General features: G+C 40.6%; 20 protein-coding genes. 14 read left to right on the forward strand and 6 right to left on the reverse strand.

The features are described 5' to 3' along the window. The first annotated feature begins 205 nt into the window (after nucleotides 1–205). Nucleotides 206–781 carry a hypothetical protein gene (locus KHS79_RS09850; RefSeq protein ID WP_212718612.1) on the forward strand — a complete coding sequence of 192 codons (576 nt, stop codon included), beginning with the start codon at nucleotides 206–208 and terminating at the stop codon, nucleotides 779–781. A 241-nt stretch (nucleotides 782–1,022) separates the two neighbouring features. Here KHS79_RS09850 and KHS79_RS09855 read toward each other — a convergent pair whose 3' ends face one another. Then, nucleotides 1,023–2,534, reverse strand: a complete 1,512-nt coding sequence (locus KHS79_RS09855) for an FAD-dependent oxidoreductase (protein ID WP_212718614.1) — start codon at nucleotides 2,532–2,534, stop codon at nucleotides 1,023–1,025. Between the two features lie 469 nt (nucleotides 2,535–3,003). Further along, nucleotides 3,004–3,765: a substrate-binding periplasmic protein gene (locus KHS79_RS09860; RefSeq protein WP_212718616.1), complete on the reverse strand. Its 762-nt coding sequence runs from the start codon at nucleotides 3,763–3,765 to the stop codon at nucleotides 3,004–3,006. 626 nt (nucleotides 3,766–4,391) lie between these two features. On the opposite strand from KHS79_RS09860, the gene KHS79_RS09865 reads away from it, so the two are divergent. The 3 genes from KHS79_RS09865 to KHS79_RS09875 all read left to right on the forward strand — a co-directional run bounded on the left by KHS79_RS09865 (nucleotide 4,392) and on the right by KHS79_RS09875 (nucleotide 6,656). Then, a complete protein-coding gene (locus KHS79_RS09865) occupies nucleotides 4,392–5,015 on the forward strand; it encodes a hypothetical protein (RefSeq protein ID WP_212718618.1) in 624 nt (207 codons plus the stop codon). Between the two features lie 77 nt (nucleotides 5,016–5,092). Further along, nucleotides 5,093–5,641: a hypothetical protein gene (locus KHS79_RS09870; protein ID WP_212718620.1), complete on the forward strand. Its 549-nt coding sequence runs from the start codon at nucleotides 5,093–5,095 to the stop codon at nucleotides 5,639–5,641. Between the two features lie 100 nt (nucleotides 5,642–5,741). Beyond that, nucleotides 5,742–6,656: a DUF4360 domain-containing protein gene (locus tag KHS79_RS09875; protein WP_212718622.1), complete on the forward strand. Its 915-nt coding sequence runs from the start codon at nucleotides 5,742–5,744 to the stop codon at nucleotides 6,654–6,656. A gap of 402 nt (nucleotides 6,657–7,058) precedes the next feature. On the opposite strand, the gene KHS79_RS09880 is transcribed toward KHS79_RS09875, so the two are convergent. The 3 genes from KHS79_RS09880 to KHS79_RS09890 all read right to left on the reverse strand — a co-directional run bounded on the left by KHS79_RS09880 (nucleotide 7,059) and on the right by KHS79_RS09890 (nucleotide 11,139). After that, on the reverse strand, nucleotides 7,059–7,673 hold the full coding sequence (locus KHS79_RS09880; protein WP_212718624.1) for a PH domain-containing protein: 615 nt from the start codon (nucleotides 7,671–7,673) through the stop codon (nucleotides 7,059–7,061). Between the two features lie 162 nt (nucleotides 7,674–7,835). After that, nucleotides 7,836–9,254: a sigma-54-dependent transcriptional regulator gene (locus KHS79_RS09885; protein WP_233468359.1), complete on the reverse strand. Its 1,419-nt coding sequence runs from the start codon at nucleotides 9,252–9,254 to the stop codon at nucleotides 7,836–7,838. Continuing rightward, nucleotides 9,235–11,139, reverse strand: a complete 1,905-nt coding sequence (locus tag KHS79_RS09890) for a sensor histidine kinase (RefSeq protein WP_051311002.1) — start codon at nucleotides 11,137–11,139, stop codon at nucleotides 9,235–9,237. Before KHS79_RS09890 ends, KHS79_RS09885 begins: the two co-directional genes overlap by 20 nt. Before the next feature lie 298 nt (nucleotides 11,140–11,437). On the opposite strand from KHS79_RS09890, the gene KHS79_RS09895 reads away from it, so the two are divergent. The 9 genes from KHS79_RS09895 to KHS79_RS09930 all read left to right on the forward strand — a co-directional run bounded on the left by KHS79_RS09895 (nucleotide 11,438) and on the right by KHS79_RS09930 (nucleotide 18,869). Beyond that, nucleotides 11,438–11,584 (forward strand): hypothetical protein, encoded by a 147-nt coding sequence (locus tag KHS79_RS09895; RefSeq protein WP_165773376.1) that lies wholly within the window; start codon nucleotides 11,438–11,440, stop codon nucleotides 11,582–11,584. A 2-nt stretch (nucleotides 11,585–11,586) separates the two neighbouring features. Next, nucleotides 11,587–12,990, forward strand: coding sequence for a cytochrome ubiquinol oxidase subunit I (locus KHS79_RS09900; RefSeq protein WP_325167606.1), 1,404 nt, complete (start codon nucleotides 11,587–11,589; stop codon nucleotides 12,988–12,990). Nucleotides 12,991–12,999: 9 nt separating this feature from the next. Continuing rightward, nucleotides 13,000–14,001 carry a cytochrome d ubiquinol oxidase subunit II gene (gene cydB, locus KHS79_RS09905; RefSeq protein ID WP_212718626.1) on the forward strand — a complete coding sequence of 334 codons (1,002 nt, stop codon included), beginning with the start codon at nucleotides 13,000–13,002 and terminating at the stop codon, nucleotides 13,999–14,001. Next, entirely contained in the window at nucleotides 14,001–14,135 is a 135-nt protein-coding gene (locus KHS79_RS26080; protein WP_267910734.1) for a hypothetical protein, read from the forward strand. Before cydB ends, KHS79_RS26080 begins: the two co-directional genes overlap by 1 nt. 615 nt (nucleotides 14,136–14,750) lie before the next feature. Beyond that, nucleotides 14,751–15,005: a BufA2 family periplasmic bufferin-type metallophore gene (gene bufA2, locus KHS79_RS09910; protein ID WP_027707435.1), complete on the forward strand. Its 255-nt coding sequence runs from the start codon at nucleotides 14,751–14,753 to the stop codon at nucleotides 15,003–15,005. A 288-nt stretch (nucleotides 15,006–15,293) separates the two neighbouring features. Next, nucleotides 15,294–16,208 carry an MNIO family bufferin maturase gene (gene bufB, locus KHS79_RS09915; protein WP_325167605.1) on the forward strand — a complete coding sequence of 305 codons (915 nt, stop codon included), beginning with the start codon at nucleotides 15,294–15,296 and terminating at the stop codon, nucleotides 16,206–16,208. Beyond that, nucleotides 16,201–16,962 (forward strand): HvfC/BufC family peptide modification chaperone, encoded by a 762-nt coding sequence (locus tag KHS79_RS09920; RefSeq protein WP_212718627.1) that lies wholly within the window; start codon nucleotides 16,201–16,203, stop codon nucleotides 16,960–16,962. Before bufB ends, KHS79_RS09920 begins: the two co-directional genes overlap by 8 nt. Before the next feature lie 238 nt (nucleotides 16,963–17,200). Further along, complete coding sequence (locus KHS79_RS09925) at nucleotides 17,201–18,217, forward strand: hypothetical protein (RefSeq protein WP_212718628.1); 1,017 nt, start codon at nucleotides 17,201–17,203, stop codon at nucleotides 18,215–18,217. Nucleotides 18,218–18,335: 118 nt separating this feature from the next. Further along, nucleotides 18,336–18,869 carry a GNAT family N-acetyltransferase gene (locus KHS79_RS09930; RefSeq protein ID WP_094787137.1) on the forward strand — a complete coding sequence of 178 codons (534 nt, stop codon included), beginning with the start codon at nucleotides 18,336–18,338 and terminating at the stop codon, nucleotides 18,867–18,869. An 88-nt stretch (nucleotides 18,870–18,957) separates the two neighbouring features. Here the strand turns inward: KHS79_RS09930 and KHS79_RS09935 are convergent, their stop codons facing one another. Beyond that, nucleotides 18,958–20,436: a DnaJ domain-containing protein gene (locus KHS79_RS09935; protein ID WP_212718629.1), complete on the reverse strand. Its 1,479-nt coding sequence runs from the start codon at nucleotides 20,434–20,436 to the stop codon at nucleotides 18,958–18,960. A gap of 169 nt (nucleotides 20,437–20,605) precedes the next feature. Between KHS79_RS09935 and KHS79_RS09940 the strand changes: the two genes are divergently transcribed. After that, complete coding sequence (locus KHS79_RS09940; protein WP_212718630.1) at nucleotides 20,606–21,781, forward strand: DUF5610 domain-containing protein; 1,176 nt, start codon at nucleotides 20,606–20,608, stop codon at nucleotides 21,779–21,781. The last annotated feature ends 313 nt before the right edge of the window (nucleotides 21,782–22,094 follow it).

Raw genomic sequence — 22,094 nt, forward strand, 5'->3', positions numbered from 1 at the left:
GTTGTCAGCGCTCTTGACCACCAAGGATGGTGTGAATGCAGTTTATGCATAATGACATGGATGTCATATAGTAGAGCAATGCAGAAGCTATTGCCGAGGAGCATTTAACGGCCACCCCTAAAAACCCTTCGTTTTGGGTATATTTTGTATATAGCTAAGCAACAAACTTTTATTTAAAATTTTTAGTCATTTAATAGGATTGACCATGCACAAGAAAATACTTCAAGGACTAATGGCTTGTCTCATCATGATTGGCTGGATGAGTAATGCACAAGCATTATTGTTACAAGATGATTTTGAGGATGGAGAGCTGGGTGATCGAATGTATGAAGTAGGCTTAGAAGCACCTGCTATTGTACAGTCATTTACTGATCCGGCAGGACAAGTTTACAATGCTGCTTCTGGAGAATATTTTGCAGTGCTTCCCATCGGTGCAGCATTAATTTGGACTGACCTAGAGTGGTCAAAAGGTGATCGGTTAACGTTTCAGTATTTGCTAACTGAAGTCGCTCAAGGAGCACTGTTATTATTTCCTAATTGGCCATATGAAGGAAATTTTGCTGATAGTATGTCTGGCCAAACAGGTGTTTGGCATTCTTTCAGCTACGAATTTACAGGTTCAGAAGATGGTGCGCTGGCTATTCAAAACTTGTTAGGTGGTCATTATGGACATCTATTGTTAGATGCTGTTTCGTATACCAAAGTTACAGCCCCTAATACGCTCATGCTCGGTTTTTTGGGTTTGATAGGTCTTTTATGGCGAAAAAGATCTAATAGCTAATAATCGTGTTTCGAGTAATACCATACTTAATTTGAAGGGTTTTTAGTAGGGCTAGTCTGGTATGTTAAGAGTTTTCAACAGAGACTAACGATATTTTGATGTAGGGCCTGTAAGACAAAGTCTGTATATCGTCCGTCGAACTGTTTGCCGCAAGGAAGCGTCAACCAAGCCTTCAGGAACGAGTTTACGGTGTGTTCGACGGACGTTATGTTGACTTTGGACAATGGTGTATAAACGCAACCTATATGTAATTATCCTGACTGGTTAAGCCTCTTTCTAAAATCAACTTAGCCAGCTTTTGGGCGTATGCTAAGGCGTTAGGCATTGTTAATCCTGCATTTAATGAAGAGATATAAAAAACATTATTGTGGCCTTGAACGGCTTCTAGTTTCAAATAAAAATCTTTAGGGGCTACGTTAATATCAGGATAATAAGGGAAGGCATACTCATAAAGTTGATGAACTTTGCCAAGAGTTAATCCTGGGCTTCTTTTTTCTAAAGTTGCAGCGAGTTGGGGTGTTTCTTTTTGTATAACAGTCTCTGCTTGAGCACCATCAACTATCGGAGAACTCCCCTTTGTCAGTGTTGTACACAAAAATAAACCTTGTGGGCTAGTGTGGAACAGAGCAAAGGGGGTATCTAGTGATTCATACCCAATATTAACGCCAAGCACAGGCCCATAAACATTGTCATTTTCCATTATGCTCTTGGGTAAGTCGCTGGAAGAGAGTGAAATAGCCCAAACCCGGCCATGAGCAGGTTGGATAGTGTTATTAAATAAAGCAACTAATGGGTGATCTTGGGGAAGTAATTTGCGGGTAATATTGGGTGGAGTAGCTATGATAACAACGTCATAGGTGTACGCATTCGAGTGTGCAAGTTTGGGTTGTATATGCCATTTTGCTGTATTTGTATCAAATACGAGTTGCTCAACTGGTTGATTCAAGTGTACTGCCAATGCTTCTTGTGTTACTAGGTCTTCAAACACTCCTTGGAATCCTTGTCCGCCTAAAGACATTGGGTAGGGATTACTTCCTGTCATCAGGTCATCTCGGGCTTTAGAAAATATTGGATCTACTTCCGCAAAGATGTTGGTAGTAGGCTTACAGGCAGCAAATACCCAGAATAAAATTGAAGGAAATGCAATAAAATAAGATAATACACTTGCTGCATCTTGCACAACACTTGTCGAAAATGTCACTGCTGCCATCTTTTGGCGAGCCAGTTCAGCAAATAATGGGATATCACAGCGCTGACAAAAACTATCAAGATCTTCGCCAGGGTTTACAACGCCTGAATGTATTGCTGCTGCAGGGTCCGATCCAAAAGGAATAATTTGTTTGAGTAAGCGAACAATATGGTCAATTTGCTTAATTGTATTCAATGGGTTTTCAAGTAAGAATTTGAATGTGGGTAGTTCTTTTCGTTGAATAAGGTCAAAAAAGGCAACACGTTTCCCTTCAATAAATTGGGCGTTATATCTTTTTAAAAAGTTAAAATATTCTTCATCAGGTTTAATGCCTGCTGTCAGTGAAATACCATCGATTATCTTATTTGAAACATCGACGGTAGTACCGTCAGATTCTGTTAATGTATCAGTAACACCGCCTACTTTTGATTTTGACTCAAAAATATCAATATTTTGAACCCCTTTTTCTTTGAGGGCAACCGCTGTGAAAAGGCCACTGGCTCCAGCGCCAATAATGGCAATGTTTTTCCTTAAAAGGTCCTTAGTTGACACTAGATGCTTCATGGTATAGTACTCCTTTATGTGTGATTAAATTTCCCTATAACGAACACCTTTAAAAATGCACTATTTTAGCGGTGCCCTAAATCTTTTGTACCAAAGCAAGTCTTTTGTGCTGGTGTTATTGTTATAGCTAAGCTGTTAAGCAGGTAGGGTGAAAATACTTTTCTGAAATAAATATATTCTTTTTATTGGGAATGTATATTTTGTAAGAAAGATGTAGCCTTTTCAACCTACATAAATAACTTGTAACGCCGTTAGGTGGAAAAATAATCTCGGCCCGAAGGGTGATGACGGTAAAAACACTACTCGTTGTTGCTCATTGTTCATTTAGAACCACTAAAATTCTCGCTTCGCGTCTAGATGAGTGTTTTTACCGTCATAACAGTGATATTCAAATAGTGTTAACAGGCCCTAGCCTAAGCTGTTAAGACTAGCTCCGCTAAAAACAATTTATTTTTGGTATAAACTTGAATTAATATTTTGATGCTGTATTTGACATAAAGTCAGTATCATCTCTCACTTTAGCAATTTCATTCCAAATAGCTTGTTGTTCTTCTCTCGCTATATTGCTTGCTTTTGAAAATGGAATAAAGTAAGACTTAGATTTTATTGGTTTAGAGCTTATTTTTAACTTACCTGAATAGGTTGGTTGCTTACTTAACATATTAACCACTTCTGGAATGGTTACGACTGACCCTTTATTATTCCTTAATAGCTTCTTGATATTATTTTCATCACCAGATGCTTTATCATCAACATCCAAGCCTTCTTTTTTAAGGTCTTCAGCAATTGAATAACCGCGAGGAGCTCTAATGGGGGCTGGTAAAGACTGAAGGTTACCATCGAACTCATAATCGTTTGATGCTGATGTAACCACAACATACTCAACTTGCATAACTCGGTGAGAAGATTTGCTTGCTGAAGTTGCATCATCAGGGTAATACATAAAAGAAGCACGCTCATCATTATATGATGCTGTAGCAACTGCATCAAACTCACCTTGTTTTGCCTGATCAAGGCAGCGTTTCCAGGGAAGTGCTTTAAAGTTGGGTTGGTATCCCAGGTTATTAAGTGCTTTGCCTATTATGTCAACATGTATACCTGCGGGAGCATCTTCTTTTACTAAGGTGAAGGGATACCAAAAGTTATTGTCTGTGCAAATATTTATCTTTTTATCCGCTAATAAATTACCGGATAATAATATTCCTATGAATAGCAAGAAGGTTTTGTTCATACTGACTGCCCAATTATAGAATGAATAGTTGTTAACTTAGTGTATTCATGTTCCTATAATTGATATTAGCTTAAATAGACGAAATTGATTCCTCAATATGGCGGGTGGTACAGGTAGTTGCATTAGAGCAATCGCTTATAATTTTCCTTTAAAGCCAGTGTACCCCAAGTCTACATAATACCCTTCGAACACGCAGTGAGCAGTAGAGGCCAAGGATGGTGTTCTGCTGTGGGGAGAACAAATTGATTCATGTATTGCTTTGGCACAGTCTTTGTTCTTAAAAGTTTTTTTATACGCGACTGTTTGGCAGGGGTGGTGAACTTTAGTTTGTCATACTTATGTTGCTAGAATCACCATGACTTAAGCTGATATTGTATATGCCTTTCACGAATCATTTTTATACATACTATCCATAGTGCTTACTCTAACGGGCACAGCGATGCTGTGCTAATGTGTTAGGAATCATTAGTAGGGTTGTTATAACAATTGACGCCAGTATCGCTAGTCTTAACAAATCAGACTGGCCCTGCTAAAAGCTTTTCGAGTTGGGCATGTATAGCTTAAGTTGAATTGCTAAACGGTATTAGTTTCTATCAATCGCCTATTAGGGAAAAAAGGTTAGCACAATGTTGAAGCATTTCTTACTGGTTACTTCTATCATCATGTCCAGTCATGTAATTGCAGAATCTCCTGTAAAAATCGAAAATTTGGAAACAAGCCTTGATTGTATCAATGACCAAGTTGAAATCGTTCAAGGCCGAAATGGTGAGTATTATATTGAGGCTTTCTTTTTTGATATGGATGCAACCATTGATGGAACCTTGGCGCTCTCACAAAAAAAATCATGCCTCATGAACTATAACTTAAAAGTAGCTCCTGGTTATCGTTTAGAGTTTATTGATTTTTCTGTTGATGCAAACTACGAGTTATCTAACAGTGGTAGTGTGCGTCTAACAGTCTCTCATCGTGTAGAAAATGCACCATCAGTCCGCACAACTGTGAGTAAACGTGCCGCTAATGGAGATCCTCTTGCTGGGGATATAAATGACCATACAGGTACAATTAAAGCCAATCAGCTAGGTCATTCTTCTCAACAGTGTGGGGCATCAATTCCACTTAAAACGTCACTTTATGCACAAGCGAGAATGCCATCCACTGATCGAGGTCAAATTACCTCGGTTACATTGGATGAAGGGGTTAGCAGTTCTGGTTTCGATATAGCTCGCGTACGCTGTGTTCCCTGTTCATAACTGATATCAATGGTTTGGGACAGCCTTTATATGGATGCTTTTTTTAAAGGTTGGTCCCTCATAATGAGATAGCCTAAATGAGAAAATGGATTCTTTGCTTTCTTATGGGCGCTTTCACCCTTAGCTCAAATTGTTTAGTGGCATCAGCTAATTTAGAGTGTGATAGTCGCGCGATGGGGGGTATTACTATTTGCAAGTTAAAGCAAGAAAGCTTGAAAATTCCTCCTGGATTTAGTGCTAAGGCAAGAGAGGGTAAGGTTTTAATTAATGTAAAGTATTATGACTTCAATCGGTACGGCGCAAGTCTGACAATCAAACACTTTGTTGAAGTGGAAGGTAAGCCCAGTCGGGTCGTATATTATGCTAATGATTATTTTTCTGAAACAAGAGCATCAGAAAATACATCAATAAATGTAGTCAACGATGAGGATGATACCCCACCGAATAATCACTCGTTTACTTTAAAAGTAGAGCTACCTGCAATCCCAGCATGTGATACCGCTATTTATATTGATGAAAATGTCAAGGTAGCGCTTTACGCTAATGTAATGCCATTGCCAAAATTAACCATAAAACACATCGAAATAACACCCTTTGAATTAATTGAAGTAGATTGTGGCGTCTAAGACAGCAAAATGATGAGTCTGTTAAGTTTTAGATTCAGTGCCGCACTTTACTTCATAGATTAATGGGGTATTTAAACTTCTTTTTTACGATTGTAACCCTATGTCTAAATTATTTTTTTTATTATTAGTTTGTTTAATATCTATCAATGTATTCGCAGTAGGAAATCTCCAACGTTTTAGCCATAGTGAAGGGTGTGGCTATCTTAGTGATGATCCAGATAATCCTGACTATAAAGAAGAAGTGACCTCAATGGAGGGACCAATTAAAGAAGAGTCACTGCGCGTTTATTTTAATGACCTGGGTGTTCAAACTGAATCCCGTGGTGTCATATCACGCAAATGCCATCTGGAGGCGGAAATAAAGGTACCTAAAGGTCACCAGTTTCGTGCTATTTCTGGGGCTCTTGATGGTTATTATTATTTAATTGATCAGGCAAATGGATATGCCAGGTTTGACTATACTCTTGATGAAATTGGTTCCAAAGCGGAGGTATCAAAAGATCTTTTGGGTGAAGGTGACTTTTCAATACTTGCTCAGGTAGACAATTTGGGTTTTACCACATGCGTTGACTACGACCGTAATGTTAAGGTCTCAGGTGTTATCAATCTGATGATAAAACAAGAATCTGATGGCTTTTCAACTATTGATATTGATGAAGCGGGTCAAGGATATCAGTTAAGTTGGAACTGGAATTGGCGAAAATGTGATTTTTGGCGGAACCAGTCGTTTTCTTCCTATTATCGTGCGTACAATGGAAGAACCTATAAAGCAACGATAAAGTTTGATGATACTACAGGTACCTTTCAGTCATCAGCAGGGTTTATAGGTCAATTTTCCAACATCACTGTAGAGGATGAAGGGAAAACGATAAAAGGTACCTGGCAAGCCAGTGATAGCGGAGGATGGTTTAAATTTAAAGCTTCTAACATTTATGATCCCCATGGAAATTTTCAAGGTGAATGGGGTGATATAAATGGTACTCAAGGCGAATGGTGGGGTTATTTTAAGTTATAAAATAGTCTGTGTGGAACAGAACAGGCATGCTTCACTAAAAATCCTTTGTGGTGAGTGCAAATTATACGAAAGAACTCCAATTATATCCAATACGAATGGTTTTTAGGTACGGCCATCGAGTGACGAAGCCCCATGAGCCTATATTAATAGGTGATTGGGGTGGCAGTTAAATGCTCCTCGGCAATAGCTCCTGCATTGCTCTACTATATGACATCCATGTCATTATGCATAAACTGCATTTCCAACATCCTTGGTGGTCAAGAGTGAAGATAACAAAACCTAAAAATCATTCGCGAAGGGTATAGGTTTTCTGCAGGAGAGAAAAGTAATGAACCCCCAGCCTTTTATATAGCTGGGGTCATACTTACAATAATAATATTATTATTTATGAGCAGCTAGTGTTTATTGATTGTTAATGTATTTTTCATATATCTCACTATAATCTTTACGACAATAGGCTTTACGGGCTGAGTGTAACCAGTTGAAAATATGCTGATTGATTTCTTTAAATTGTTCTTCTAGTGTGGTTGAGCTTGAAGAGCGGTGTACTGTATTTGATGTCAGCTCTATACTTCGCTCTGCAGTGCGGTAATGGTGGCTATTCTCTTTTTGAATAGCACTAATTGAATATAATGTTTTGTATAAGTCTTTCAGGTGTTCTATTTGTGTTTTTTTAACATCGATAGAGTATGACGTGCTACCAATCGAAAACTTGATTTCAGCATCTAAATCTACTGTGCCCGCTGTCTCAAGTAAAACATCGCGAATATCGTGGTCATGATAACTAAAGCGTTTTAGTAGTCTTTTTTTGCTGAGGGCACTGGTGCCATCAAGATGAATAAGTGCCAGATTGGTGAAACAATATTCATCTGTTTTTGATTTGATCAAACAATAGATTTTTTCGTTGTCTTCATGCATGACGTAGTCATCAGCATCGACTTTGTCGAAGTCTTGTGGGTCGATGATTTCTCCAATATCACTTAAACCCAAAGCATCTGCAGCAACACGTTTGAACATACAATCTTCCTGAGTGATAAATAGTTTTAAACGTTGTTATTACACGTCAATTAAGAGTGACATATTTTATTATACTGAACCAGTAGTCATGCATTGATTTGGTTAATATAGCACAAAACAAGTGTATTATATTTAACTTCTAACAGGCCTTAATAAAGTTGACTAGCTGTGGTCAATATCTTGAATACCATAGCGTTCCATTTTTTTTAATAAACCCTGACGGGATAGGCCTAATTTACGTGCGGCATGTGTTCGATTTCCTTGAACCTGTTGTAATGCATCAAGGATCAATCGTATTTCTAAATGTCGTACTTGATTATCAAGGGTTTCATTAGGCAGCTCTGGAATTGTATTGGATGATTGAGAAAGTTTATTTCCATTTAAAAACTCAATATCATTAATACCTATGACAGGCTGCTGAGCAATAGCGGCGACACTTTCTAAGGTATTTTTTAATTCACGCACATTGCCTGGCCAAGGCTGAGTGATAAACCAATGTAAAGCATTTGCATCCAATTGTAGAGGCCGTTGGTGTTTTTGGCTGTAATGTTGCAAAAAGTGCTGCGCTAATATGGGAATATCTTCTGGCCGATCAGCAAGACGTTGGGTATTAATGGTAATACCTTTAAGCCGATAATAAAGATCGTCACGAAAGGTGCCAGTGTTAACGGCATGAGGTAAATCTTTATTTGTGGCACTGATTAAACGTACATCAATGGATACAATTTCTCTGCCACCCACTGGATAGAATTTACCTTCCTGTAAGACCCGTAATAATTTGACTTGCATATTCAGTGGCATTTCACCGATTTCATCCAAAAATAATGTGCCTTGGTGAGCAAGGGCTAAAAGTCCTTGGCGATCACGATCTGCACCAGTAAAAGCCCCTTTTTTATAACCAAATAATTCACTTTCTAATAGCTCGCTGGGTATAGCGCCACAATGCACTGAGATAAAGGGTTGATTTTTTCGATAACTGAGCTGGTGTATGGCTTTGGCTATCACTTCTTTACCTGTTCCACTGGGTCCACTGATTAAAACCGATACATCTGTTGGTGCAATACGGCTAATCAGATTACGCAACATTTCAGTGTGCTGACTGACACCAATTAAACCAAGTGCTGTTTGTTGTTCCGCAAGTTGTGCTTTTAGCTGTTGTACTTCATTTTCCAGGCTGTGTTTGGTTAATGCTCGTTTGACAACAATCGCTAACATGTCGGGATCAACCGGTTTGGCTAGGAAATCCCAGGCTCCTTGAGCGATAGCGGCAAGTGCTAGTTCTCGATCAGCATGTCCTGTGAGAACGATAACAGGTATAGTGCTAATGTCGTTTAGTAGTTTCAGTCCTTCTTGTGGCGTAAAAGAAGGTGGAAGGGCTAAGTCTAACAGCACTAAACTATACGACTGCTGTTGTAGTCGTTGCTGAGCTGAGGCTATATCGTGACAGCTATCAACATGATAACCCACCTGGCGTAGCCATTGACTACAAAGTTCACAAAAGGCAGGTTCGTCGTCCACGAGTAAAATTCGTTGCGTCAAAATAAGTTTTTCTGCCATTTTGTTATTCTCTACTTGCATCATCTTCGGCCCCATGCTGGGGAAATTCACAAATAAAACTACAGGACCAGGGTTCGATCTGGGTGTGCCACACTTGACCATGATGGGCATCCATGATTCGCCTGATGATAGCCAGACCTAATCCACTCCCACCTTGTCGTTTACTGATAAAAGGCTGGAATAAATGTTGTTGGATTTCTTCGGGTATGGCTGGCCCATTATTATGAATGCCTAGCTGTAAGGTGTTATTGGCTGTCTTGATAGCTGAAATATGTATTTGACCATTGGTGACATTGCGGGTAAATGCTGCAGCATTTTCTAATAAATTAGTTAATACCTGCTGTAGACGGTGGCGATCTGCATTTAGAGTGAGATCATTCGTTACCTCTATTGAAATAGGTACTTGGTAGCGTTGTTCAATATAGTGGGCGATAGACTGACAAAAAGGGCGCAATGTGAGTGGTTCAAGTTGTAAGGATAAGGGACCTGCATAGCAAAGCATATCAGTAATTAAGTGGTCAGCCCGTTCGATCTGCATTTTGATATGATGTCGGGTGGTTTGGTCACACTGGGTACTGGCCATTGCAATAATATTTAAAGGGTTACGTAATTCATGCGCCATTGCAGCAGCTAACGCGCCTAATTCAACTAAATGTTGCTCTTGTAAACGTTGTTGTGTTTGTTCTGCCAGGTAAAGTTGTTGCTGAAGTCCTCGGCAACTGCTGGCCAATAAGGTGCCAAACATTTCAGCGACATGAATAGCGGCAGGTGTTGCATTTTCCCAATGTAGCAAATGCAACTGCCAGCCTTGGTGATGACGTTTGCAAAAAAGGGTAGGTATTGTGTTTGAGGCGCTGGGCTGTTCAAAACAGATATGCACTGGCATAGACAAATGTTTTTCGAGTAACTGGGTTGCTGTTTGTTTTAGCGTTTCCCAGCTACCGCAGTTTTGTAAGGTGGAAAGCCAGTATTGAAGTGTTTGCTCGCGAAGCTGTGCTCCAGGATAAATTAACTTTTCGGCAATGCGCTGTGCGGGTCGATAGAGTGAACTGCCAATGAATAGTACAAAGGCAGAATATAACCATAACTCCCAAAGAGGGATATCTGTGAATGGTTCTGCCCCCAGTAAGTCTGCAACTGAAGTGAATAACGTAATAAGCAGTAATAATGTGAGTAAAATACACAGCCAAAATACGGCACGTACAGCCCAACGATTAACCACTACAAGCTGGTAGCGCACAATGCCATAGACCAGTAGTAAAACATAACTGGGCAGCAGTAACATAGGGTAGGGAAACCAGGCTATATCCAGTGATGGCAAGACAAAACTACTGGCGAGTACCAATCCCCAGCCACCAGCTAAAAATAATGCGACAATCGAGCGACGTTTATTGGCACTACTGATGTGCCATCCCCAGATTAAAATAGCATGGGCGATGACACCCACAACAATGGTGTAGAACAGGTTTAACCAACCTGGGGTATCTAGCACAATGAATGCAGGAAATACCAGCCAGGGAAGCAGAAATGCATCAGTTGTCTTAAAACTGACTAATGTGACAGCCAGGGCCAGTAAATACAATATGGCAATTGGCTTGCGCAAACGTTGCCTAAGTTGCTGAGGGTTATCTCCAGGCGCAATAAACAGCAAAGCAAAGTGTAAAAATGTGGTAGGTATAAAAGGATTTGCCAGTAGCCCCAAAAGGCCCAGTTGACTCATGACTGGATGGCTATGCTGGATGAGGACATGGCTTCCGCACCAAATAGCCATACCTAAACAAAACCCACCTAGTGGGCGGAGGGCGAGCTGTTGAGGTTCTTTAATACCCCAGCATAGCCAGCAACCAACGACAGTTCCTGCCAACGTTGTTATCAGCATCGCTGTGTTAAAAACAAGCAATAAAGACATTTGTTTTCCAGATTAAGTATTCCCTTAAACAAGACTATAGGCCGATCGCTATCAACACTGGGTGTGGCTGAAAGGTTCTGTGAGTCACTGTTATGGGTTGGACTGTGAACGGCGTTTACACTGACTAGTCTATCAAACTGTAAACAAGGTTTACAGATGGGTGGGTTTACTTTGTTAAAACTTGATATAAATCAGTGCAATTGGAGTATATAAGAGATATGGCATGATATTTGTATAAATGAAGAGTATTAAAACTTTTTCATTTATTACTTTGAAGTATAAGTTGTAGGAGAAGCATATGAGTTCTGCTCTTGTGTGGCAAGACCTGCTGACATTTGTTTGTATTATTAGTCTGGCACTCGTGCCTGGTGGTATAGCTCAGTGGCGCCATGTGCTGCAAAGTCGACGCGCTGATGTCGGGGTAGGTGAGCAAGGCAGGGGGTAACGATGATGGAAATGGATGGTGCATTGTTATCGCGTATTCAGTTTGCCTGGACAGTCAGTTTTCATATTTTATTTCCCACGATCACTATAGGCTTAGCAAGTTATCTGGCCATCATGGAAGGATTGTGGCTGAAAACCCGAAATCCCGTTTATCGTGCCCAGTTGTTGTTTTGGATAAAGCCATTTGCAGTAACCTTTGGTATGGGAGTGGTGTCTGGCATCGTTTTATCCTATGAATTTGGCACTAACTTTAGCGAGTTTTCTCAGGCGACATCAACCGTATTAGGTCCATTGTTAACCTATGAGGTTTTAACTGCTTTTTTTCTTGAGGCGGGTTTTCTGGGCATAATGCTGTTTGGCTGGAATCGGGTCAGTGAGCGAATGCATTTTGTGGCGACGGTTATTGTCGCAATAGGCACTATTATCTCGGCATTTTGGATATTGGCCGCCAACTCATGGATGCAGACACCTGCGGGTGCGGTATTGGATAAGCAAGGTGTATTTCAAGTAGTAAGTTGGATGGAGGTGATATTCAATCCTTCTTTCCCTTACCGTCTAGTGCATATGCTGCTGGCTTCCTTCTTAACAGTTTCGTTCTTGATAGCTGGTGTCTCAGCCTGGCATATACGTAAAGATCGACAAAATCCTGTGGCGCGGAAAGGCTTAAGTGTTGCCTTGTGGGCTGCCTTGGTACTTGCTCCACTGCAAGCTTGGGTCGGTGATCTTCATGGACTTAATGTACTTGAGCATCAGCCCATCAAAGTCGCCGCAATGGAAGGCATTTGGGAAACTGAGCAGGGTGCAGGGTTACGCTTATTTGCGGTGCCAGACCAAGAGCAGGAAACAAATCACTTTGAAGTTAAAATTCCTTACCTGGCAAGCTTGATTTTAACCCATGATGCACAAGGTACATTACAAGGTTTAAAGTCTGTGCCTGCGGATGAGCGACCTCCAGTGGCAGTGGTTTTTTATAGTTTCCGAATCATGGTTGGCATTGGCATGCTGATGCTGTTAGCTGCTGTGGTAGGTGCATGGTTACGCTGGCGTGGGAGTTTGTATAGTGCTAACTGGTTTCATAAAGGCTTGCAGTGGATGATTCCAGCAGGTTTGGTAGCAACACTGGCTGGTTGGTATGTTGTTGAAGTCGGGCGACAACCTTGGTTAGTTCATGGTTTCTTAAGAACTAATGACATGGTTTCAGCCCATCCGGAGCAGCGTGTGCTATTCACCTTGATTCTTTTTGTTATTCTCTACAGCCTGCTATTTGCTGTGTATCTTTATTTCATGCGTAAATTATTAAAACGTTTGCCCTCAATCGATGCACCGGTTGATGAAAAAGAGTCCATAAAATCACAATCGGCTGAGTATTTAACAACTTCATCTACAACAACCGGCATACCATCCTAAGGAGTAATTATGGACTGGGCAATTGTTTGGTTCTTATTGTTGGGTTTTGGCGTCTTTATGTACGTTGTGCTGGATGGCTTTGATTTAGGGCTAGGGATACTTTACCCCTGGTATCAGCCTGATGAACGTTTGTTGATGATGAACAGCATTAAACATATCTGGGATGGTAATGAAACATGGTTGGTGTTGGGAGGCGTTTTATTGTTTGCTGCTTTTCCACCAGCCTACAGCTTAGTACTTAGCCATTTATACTTGCCCGTTATGATCATGTTATGGGCATTAATTTTTCGAGGGGTTGCTTTTGAATACCGGTTTAAAGCAACTACCAGTAAGCATTGGTGGGATTTTGCTTTTTTTGCGGGTTCTTCAATTGCAACATTCTGTCAGGGCTTAATGTTGGGCGTATTACTTCAAGGCTTAACATTAGAAGAAGGGCAGCTCACGATAAGCTCATGGAGCTGGCTAACACCTTTTAGTGTCTTTACAGGCTTTGCATTAATGGTGGGCTATGCCTTACTCGGTAGTTTATGGCTGGTGTGGAAAACATCGGGGGCTATTCAGCAGCACAGTCGTAAGCTTGCCATTATGCTGTTGGTGATTATTGCTGTTTTATTGTGTGTGGTGAGTGGTTGGTCCACTTTATTAGATGCACGCATTATGGATCGCTGGTTTAGCTTTCCCAACATGTTGTGGTTAGCCCCTTTGCCTTTACTGACAGGTTATGCGCTCTGGCGTGCATGGTGTGGCTTAAAGCAGCCTTCTGAGCGTGAATGGCTGCCGTTTGCATGGGTTATCGCTGTTTTTGGTCTGTCATTTATTGGTTTGGTGGTGAGTGTCTTTCCATTTTTAATTCCCTGGCAGCTGACAATTTGGGAAGCGATTGCACCCGCCAAAAGTTTAAATTTTATCTTACCGGGAGTACTGGTATTAGTGCCGGTGATTTTGGCGTATACCTTGTTTGGTTATAAGGTCTTCAGCGGTAAACTGGATACCTTGGATGGGGGGTATTAATGATGAAAAAGTCCATTGAGCCTACTGCAGCAGATCAAATACGACATCCTTGGGGGTGGTTTTTGTTGTTGTACCTTGTAGGAATAAGTGGCACCACATTACTGGCTTATGGTGTACGCTGGTTAATTTTCTAAATTGATATGTTACTCTACGGGTTAGCTGTCCAAGTTAAGGATGGCTAGCCTTTGTACTTTCCCTATCTCAGTTACTATATCTCCACGTTGAAGAAATTTTTTTAGCTCATCGCTTAGACCATCCTAACGTTAACTATAATTATATATGAGTAAAACCACCGATTAATGGAACTAATTACATGTGTAAACAAAAGGGTATCTCTAAAAATACACAAACAAATTCAAGTATTGCCCACCTTCTTTTTGCTATACCCCAGTTTTGCTTAAATCAGTAACAGTAATAGCACAATATATTTAGGGCACTACAAAGGCTGGATTTAGTACCCTGTGTCGTAAAAATATTTTAAGTAGATATTAAACGTGCTCTCCAAAAAAAATTCGACTATTTTCATAAGGAGAAAAAAATTGCTGTTACTAATGAAATTTTTTTCTTTCCTTAGCTGTCTTTAGTTGAAAGTCAATGTGAATGGCTTTTTACATGTGAACAAAAAACTGTAGCACAGCTTATTATGCCGTTTAGTCAGGATATAGACTCTGACTAAAGGAGGTCGAAAGTCTTGCTTTCTACATAAGTTGAGCTGCTAATGATTATTTGCAGAGTTTAGGAACTTTATTATGAGCACAATGAAAAAAGTGAGTGGTACTGCATTAGCCGTTGCTGCAGCAGGCTTGTTTACGATGGGCGCAGAGTTGGCTGTGGCGGGCCAAGCAGATCAGGTGAAATGTTGGGGTATCAATAGTTGTAAAGGGCACAATGATTGTGCGACAGCCACTAATGACTGTAAAGGTATGGGTTCCTGTAAAGGTCAGGGCTATCTGAATATGTCAGCTGAAGAATGTAAAGAAAAAGGTGGTACGGTTAAAGAATAAACGTTAGCGTTAAGTCTTTAATTTTTTGAGAGTGTTGAGTTTATGGTTTTTTGTTGAACTCAACGCTTAACTATACCCAATAAGAATGGTTTTTAGGTGCGGCCATCGAGTGACGAAGCCCCATGAGCCTATATTAATAGGTGATTGGGGTGAGGAGTGAAGATAACAAAACCTAGAAATCATTCGTGAAGGGTATAAATGTTTGCGAGTAAACCTGGATGTTATTTAATATCCAGGTATTTTTTACCACGCCTGATTTGATAATGATAAAAATTGTGAGAGCATGCTGTGAAAAAAATATTCCATGGCTTCGGTTTAGGTTTGCGGAAAGATTATTATAGTGAAATTTTGGCCACACAGCCTGCTGTAGATTGGTTTGAGATTATTTCTGAGAATTACTTTGTTGATGGTGGCAAACCACTGTATTTTTTAGATGCTATTCGTGAGCAATATCCTATTGCTATGCACGGTGTTTCTTTATCGATCGGTAGTACTGATCCACTAAATAAGCACTACTTAAAAAATTTAAAATCTCTTGCAGATCGTATTAATCCTATCTTTATTTCAGATCATTTGTGCTGGACTAGTGTCGGTGGCATAAATAGTCATGACTTATTACCCCTTCCTTATACCGAGGCATCGATTAAACATATTGTTGAGCGCATAAACTTTGTTCAGGATTATTTAGGCCGGCAAATACTCTTAGAAAACCTTTCAAGCTATGTTTCATTTGCTGAATCAGATATGACTGAGTGGGACTTTGTAAGTGAAGTGGTTGAACGGGCTGACTGCATGTTGCTACTTGATATTAATAATATTTATGTGAGTGCCCGAAACCATCATTTTGACCCCCTTGATTATTTAAAAGGTGTGCCTCCTCAACGTGTTATGCAGCACCATTTAGCGGGTCATAGTGATTATGGAGACTATATTATCGATACCCATGATGCCCCTGTGGTAGACCCTGTTTGGCAGCTGTATAAAGTGGCTGCTGAGTTATTTGGTCCCGTTTCTACGATGATTGAGCGGGATGATAACATGCCCACTTTTTCTGAATTGCTGGCTGAGTTAAATTCTGCAAGGACACTCGCAGAGCCAATTTATAGCCAACAGCAAGCATCTGTCGTATTACCCGTAACCAGTCGTTATCAATTTACGAGTACCATACCATCAGTGGGTGTGCAGGAGCAGCACTATGGTTGAGTTGGCAGATTTACAAAAGATTTTTTTAGGGCATTTACAAGGTCAATCTACACCGATTACAAACTATGTGACAAAAGAGCAGCCTGGGTTGGCGATATATGCCAATGCCTATCAACAACGCTTAACAGAGGCGCTTGATGGAGATTACCCCTGTCTAGGTCTGTTGTTGGGAGATGCGCAATTCAACCAACTGGTATCTGATTATATTGTACATCATCCGTCGTCAGATCCTTCTTTGCGTTGGTTTGGTCAATATTTACCTGCATTTATTCGTGAACAAGTACATTATCAATCCATGCCAATTGTTGCTGAATTAGCGGAGTGGGAATGGCGTTTAAGATTAGCCTTTGATGCGGCAGGAAGTGAAATAGCTGTCATTGATCATGTACAACAGTTGACGGCTGAACAGTGGCCAACATTACAGCTTGAGTTAGTTCCCTCGCTGCAAATAGTATCCTGGCAAACAAATGCTGTTGCAGTATGGCAGGCCCTTGAGCAACAACAGACACCGCCAGCTATTGTCGAAGAGCGGACGGATTGGATTATTTGGCGTAAGGGGCTAGTGACAAACTTCCGCTCAGTCCATAAAGATGAACGTGTCGCTTTGGAGCTTAGTCTACAAGGACATAACTTTGCTTCTTTTTGTGAGCAGCTGTGCCAATGGCATGAGCCAGATGTGGTGGCTACACGTGTTGTACAACTCCTGCAGCAGTGGTTAAATGATGAGCTGATTCGAAAAGTGATTTCGCACTAACACTTCTCTCTTGCTTTAAGAGGGTGTCGCAAAAGGTTATGAGCGAAGCAAAGACAAGGCAAAAATCGGCGAAAAGGCGGAGTTTATACTTAATAAATGAGTACTTTGAGTCGATTTTTAACGCTGTATTTGCAAGCGAAGTAGTTTTGCGACAGCCTCTTAAGGTGGGGATGCTTGCTTTTGCCCTTTTAATCAGTAAAACTGCTCACAACTAAGTAATGGACATTACAGTGAGCTTATGTCTGGTCATATAACGACACCAAAATTTTCTGCTGAAGAGTCTTTGTTACGAGAGGCTGTCAGGATCGAATTTGAAAAATTATTGGCTATTTCCCAGACTGTGCGTGATCAGTTAGCCCATGATAGTGATTGGCGGGTATTCTGTGCTAGCCATATTCCCATTCGCGATCAAGCTGAAGTCCCTACCGCTATTCATGTAGAATCATTACCCCCAGAGTCGCAAAATACGAAAGCGTCGATTATAGATATTTTAACGGATTTTTATAAATCGCCTGAGCAAAACATTAATACTACGAAACGATTGACAGGGCTTGTAAACGTAAGTTTGCAAAGTTATCAGCAACTTCAGCTATTTAATGTACAGAAAGAATGTTTACGCCAGGCAATGGCGGCGTTACCCCAACGAATACGACGTCATATGCATAAATATGTGAGAGGTCCAAGGCAAGAAACGGTCGTTTTTTTGCAGGCTTATCGTCAAGTGCCGTTGTTTTCACCAGAAGATGAAATAAGGCCTATGACAATTGCTAAAGTGCAATTCCATTGGCGTAGAAAAGGGGTAGGAGGAAGACAGGTTTCAGTAGGTGACTTTCGATCCAGACTCATTGCGGAAGCAGAAGCACACTATGGTAAAGGTGCTTGTATTAAGCCTTACTTTGATAACAATATAGCGCCTGGAAAGTTGGTGCGGTTAAGAATGAATGTAGAGGCTTTGGAAGGGTTAGCAGATAATGAGTTATTATTTGCGGATTATCGAGTTATCAGACCTCATCCACGAGGAAATATTTTTTATTATAAGGATAACAAAACAGATAAAGTCCATCAGGTACCATTGACGCCTGTTGCTGCGATGCCTTTTTTTGTGTGTCAGAAACAGTCCATAGCCGTTCAACCATTAGGTGATTTGATGCCTAAGGATTGGAGTAAAGAAGGCAAACAATTAGCAGATTATCCTATTTCTGAGTCGCCTTATGCATATCGTTACATAAAACCACGCTATGTCGTTAATGAATAGCAGCCACTTTCCCAAAAGATAATGCCACTTTATTTTGACACCTAAAAATGATTCATTATGGGTATACATGACAATTTAAGCAGTGGTATTACATTTGTAAAAAAAGAGAAGTATGTAAATGGAAATTCCTATTATTGAAACATCGCGACTTCGCTTAAGAGGATGGTCATTAGCCGATGCGGATGCATTTGCTATGTTGAATGCAAACGCTGATTTTGCCAAATATATTGGTGCAGGACAGCCAATTAATAAAGCAGAAAGCTGGAGAGTACTTGCTCTTCTTGCGGGACATTGGGTTTTAAAGGGATTTGGACTTTGGGTTGTTGAGGATAAAAAAACAAGTAACTTTTTGGGTAGAGTCGGAATTTGGGAGCCTGAAGGATGGCCAGGCATTGAAGTAGGTTGGGGGATTTCGCCTGATTATTGGGGCAAGGGGTATGCAACCGAAGCAGCACTGGCAGCAATTGAGTGGGGGTTCACTTATCTTGATACACCTGAGCTGATTAGTCTAATCCATCCGGAAAATAAAGCATCAAAGAGTGTGGCTCTAAAAGTAGGTGAAGTTTATAGCCATTCTCAAACCGTGATGGGGAAGCAGTGTGATATATTTAAGCTCACTAAAACTCAATATTTGCAAAATAAAAAGAATTAAATATAAATACTTTGTCAATTTTTTAGTTAATTGTTGTAATTGAGAATATTAAATTTGCTCTTGCTTGTCAGTAGCAATATCGTAAGCATTATAACTGTAGCTTTTGTTGGTTGCTAATAATAGTAAGGGGCTCTTTGCGTTCTTCTAAATTAGCAGTAAATGTGCGGCAGGCGTGGTTATAAAATTGACCATGGCGAATAATAATATTGTCAATTCGATTAGGTAAGCGTTGAACGTGGATTTGCTGCTGAGCGTAAATATAAACTAATTGAACGGTTTTATTTTGTTGTCTAAATAAAACAATCGCATCGTTTGTGTGTGGGTTTTCGATGGATAAGCGTTTTTTTCCATTATGTTGTCCTAATAGCTCACCATTAAATGGGCGTGGACCAGGGTATTGCTGGCACTGGTAACGTTTTGCGATAGTATGATTGCCAAATCCTATAAGCTGTTCAGCAACAAACCCTTGCAAGCCTTTAGTTGTTGATAGTGTCACCCAGCCTTGAGGTCCTTTAGATACTACATTAACAGGTGCATATTGGCCTACTCGTGTAATAATGGCACTTTTAATATCTGGAGCAGAAAGTAAGGCGACAGCGTCAAGCGTATAATGACTTCCTAAGCGATGGCTTCGATAAAGAGCTTGATGTTGGGCTTCTGGTGCAATGGGATTTGCAGAAATGGGTGGTTTGCTGACTAATGCAAGTGGTTCAAATGCCTGTTGCCATATCAGTATAGGTAGACTAATAAACAATATCATCAAGCTCAGCAAAATAAACTGACTTTTAAAGAAGTGAGTAGATTCTGGAGGCTGAGCGACAGCCTCGCTGGGATCACCCAGTTGATGTAATAGCTGATTGACTTTGTCTTGCATGGCTTGATTTTGACAATAGTGTTTCAACCAATACAAGTGACCGATTGCTTCATTAAATCGGCTTTTTGCAATATGCTGCAATGCCAGTCGATATTCTAATTTACTGTTTTCGGCTAGCGGTGTTTTGCCTCCTAAAGTGTTTGTCCACCAGCTCCGGATGGTATGCCAAGGCCCGGTTATACTCCACCAACCCAGTAGTAAATTCCAAATATTAATTTTGAGTGCTAAGCGTAAGCTGCAATGCTGGCACCAAATACCTGACACCAGTTTGTGTCGAGTGATAATGATCAAACCAGTGACTTTTTGCCAACAGCGATAACGCAAACCTTGTCTATCTTTACGGCAATGCCGACAAACGATAGCTTGTTTGATGACAGGGTTAGGTATAGGTGGTGGCGGTTTGGGGGCCTGATTAGCAAATGACACAGGTGTGGTGATTTCTTCTTTCGTGTGATGAGAGGGCGGTTGGACTGGTGGAGGCTGAGCTCCATACTGGTAGTATTGCACCAAAGTTTGGTAGGTATGTTGTAACTGTTGAAACGCTGCAGTCGTATCTTGCCCTGGGTTTTTATCGGGATGTAATGATTTTACGCGTTGTCGATAAGCTTGTTTAACATCATGCAACGAAGCATCTGGAGATAGGCCTAATTGTTGCAGTAAGTCGTGAATTCTTTGCTTAGATGGCGCCGTCATGGCTTGCAATGGCTTCCAACTTAATTATGAGTTGTGAATGAGTATAGCAGTCTTAAAGTGTTGGCGGCGTATGCCGATAACGAGTATATAGAGAGGACTGAATCAGTACGTTCTTTAAGGCATGTTCGATGGCGTCAGTGTCGGAGAGAGCGATCTGGAGGTTACATTAATGAATATCACACCAGGACATTTACTGAACTCAATGCGGCCAGAACATGCCGAACAATATCAGCAAGCGGCAACAAACAGTCAAGCTTTAATGCGGTCGTCTGCTGGGGGAAGTACACGTCAGCTGTTGCAGAATACGTTATTACAACGTGTAGGGCAGCAGCTAGGTGCTGAAGAACCCTTAAAAGCTGAATCTGCGGGGTATCGACCAGAGCAGGTGGCCGATACTATTTTAAAATTTGTAGAACAGCGTTTAGTCACAGAACAATCCGAAGGTGCTGATAATGAGCGATTACAAAACTTATTAGGACAAGCAAGGGAGGGCGTTGCAAAAGGTTTTGCTCAAGCTCGTGAAGATCTTCAGGCTTTAGGCTTATTAAATCCCAACTTAGAAGCAGATATTGATACTAGTTTTGATCTGGTATCTGCAGGGCTTGACGAGCTACAGAGTAGGTTTACTGATTATGCGGATAAAATCTCGTTAAGTGATATTGCCCTAGGGGGAGAGCCTCAAACGACGAGTCTACGTAGTCATCAACAGTATTATCAGTTAGATAATCAGTTTTCCTTTCAGGTTACCACGAAAGAGGGCGATGTGGTGACGATAAATGCATTTAAACAGTTTTCAGCTGCAAATGGATACTTGCAACAAGGACAAGCAGCGGTCAGCACTAATCAAACACAGTACCAAAGTGGGTTTCAGTTGAGTGTTGAAGGGGATTTAAATGAGTCTGAGTTAAATGCGATTAATGCTTTATTAGCTGATGTAACAGTATTAGCTAATGATTTTTTTGAAGGTAATGTCAGCAGCGCATTTGACCAGGCTTTGTCGTTGGGTATTGATGCCTCTACGCTCAGTGAATTTTCACTGACATTGCAACAAACTGAAGTACAACAGATGCAGCAGGCATATGCCTCAGCTAACGGTGGAGGCTTTGAAGCGTTGAATAATCGCTCTCCTATTACCCAATTAGCTGATTTTGGTCAACAGCTCCAAAATACATATCAAAAGGTAGGGCAGTTGTTTGATCAACCAGGTAAACTGCTAGCCAAGTTACTGAGTCAGTTAGAACCTGTCAAATTAGAAAATAATAAGCGCCAGGAAAGCGTATTAAATGACGAGTTAGTGAAGTTGCAGGAAATAACAGATTATTTTCTATCTTCGTTAGAAAGTTGATACCACATGTAACCTATCTACCTATTGAAAAAGGTAGATAGGCTTTTACGTTTGTGAAAAGAAATGCAAACGCTTTATATCTGTAGCGTAGCCGCTACTACGACATTGCCTGATACATATCAATACGCAGTTTGATACATTTCGTATTTTACGGATGGAAATTCAGCTGATTTCTGATAGGCTTCACTTGTTTTATATGCCCAAAACGAAGGGTTTTTAGCGGTGCTAGTCTAGTCTGTTAGGACTTACGAGCGCAACCATAGTTGTTTTAATAGCGCTGACAACAAACCCTAAAAATTATTCGTAAAGGGTA

Origin of the sequence: Zooshikella ganghwensis (genome assembly GCF_018263875.1) — a bacterium.
GTDB classification, from domain to species: domain Bacteria; phylum Pseudomonadota; class Gammaproteobacteria; order Pseudomonadales; family Zooshikellaceae; genus Zooshikella; species Zooshikella ganghwensis.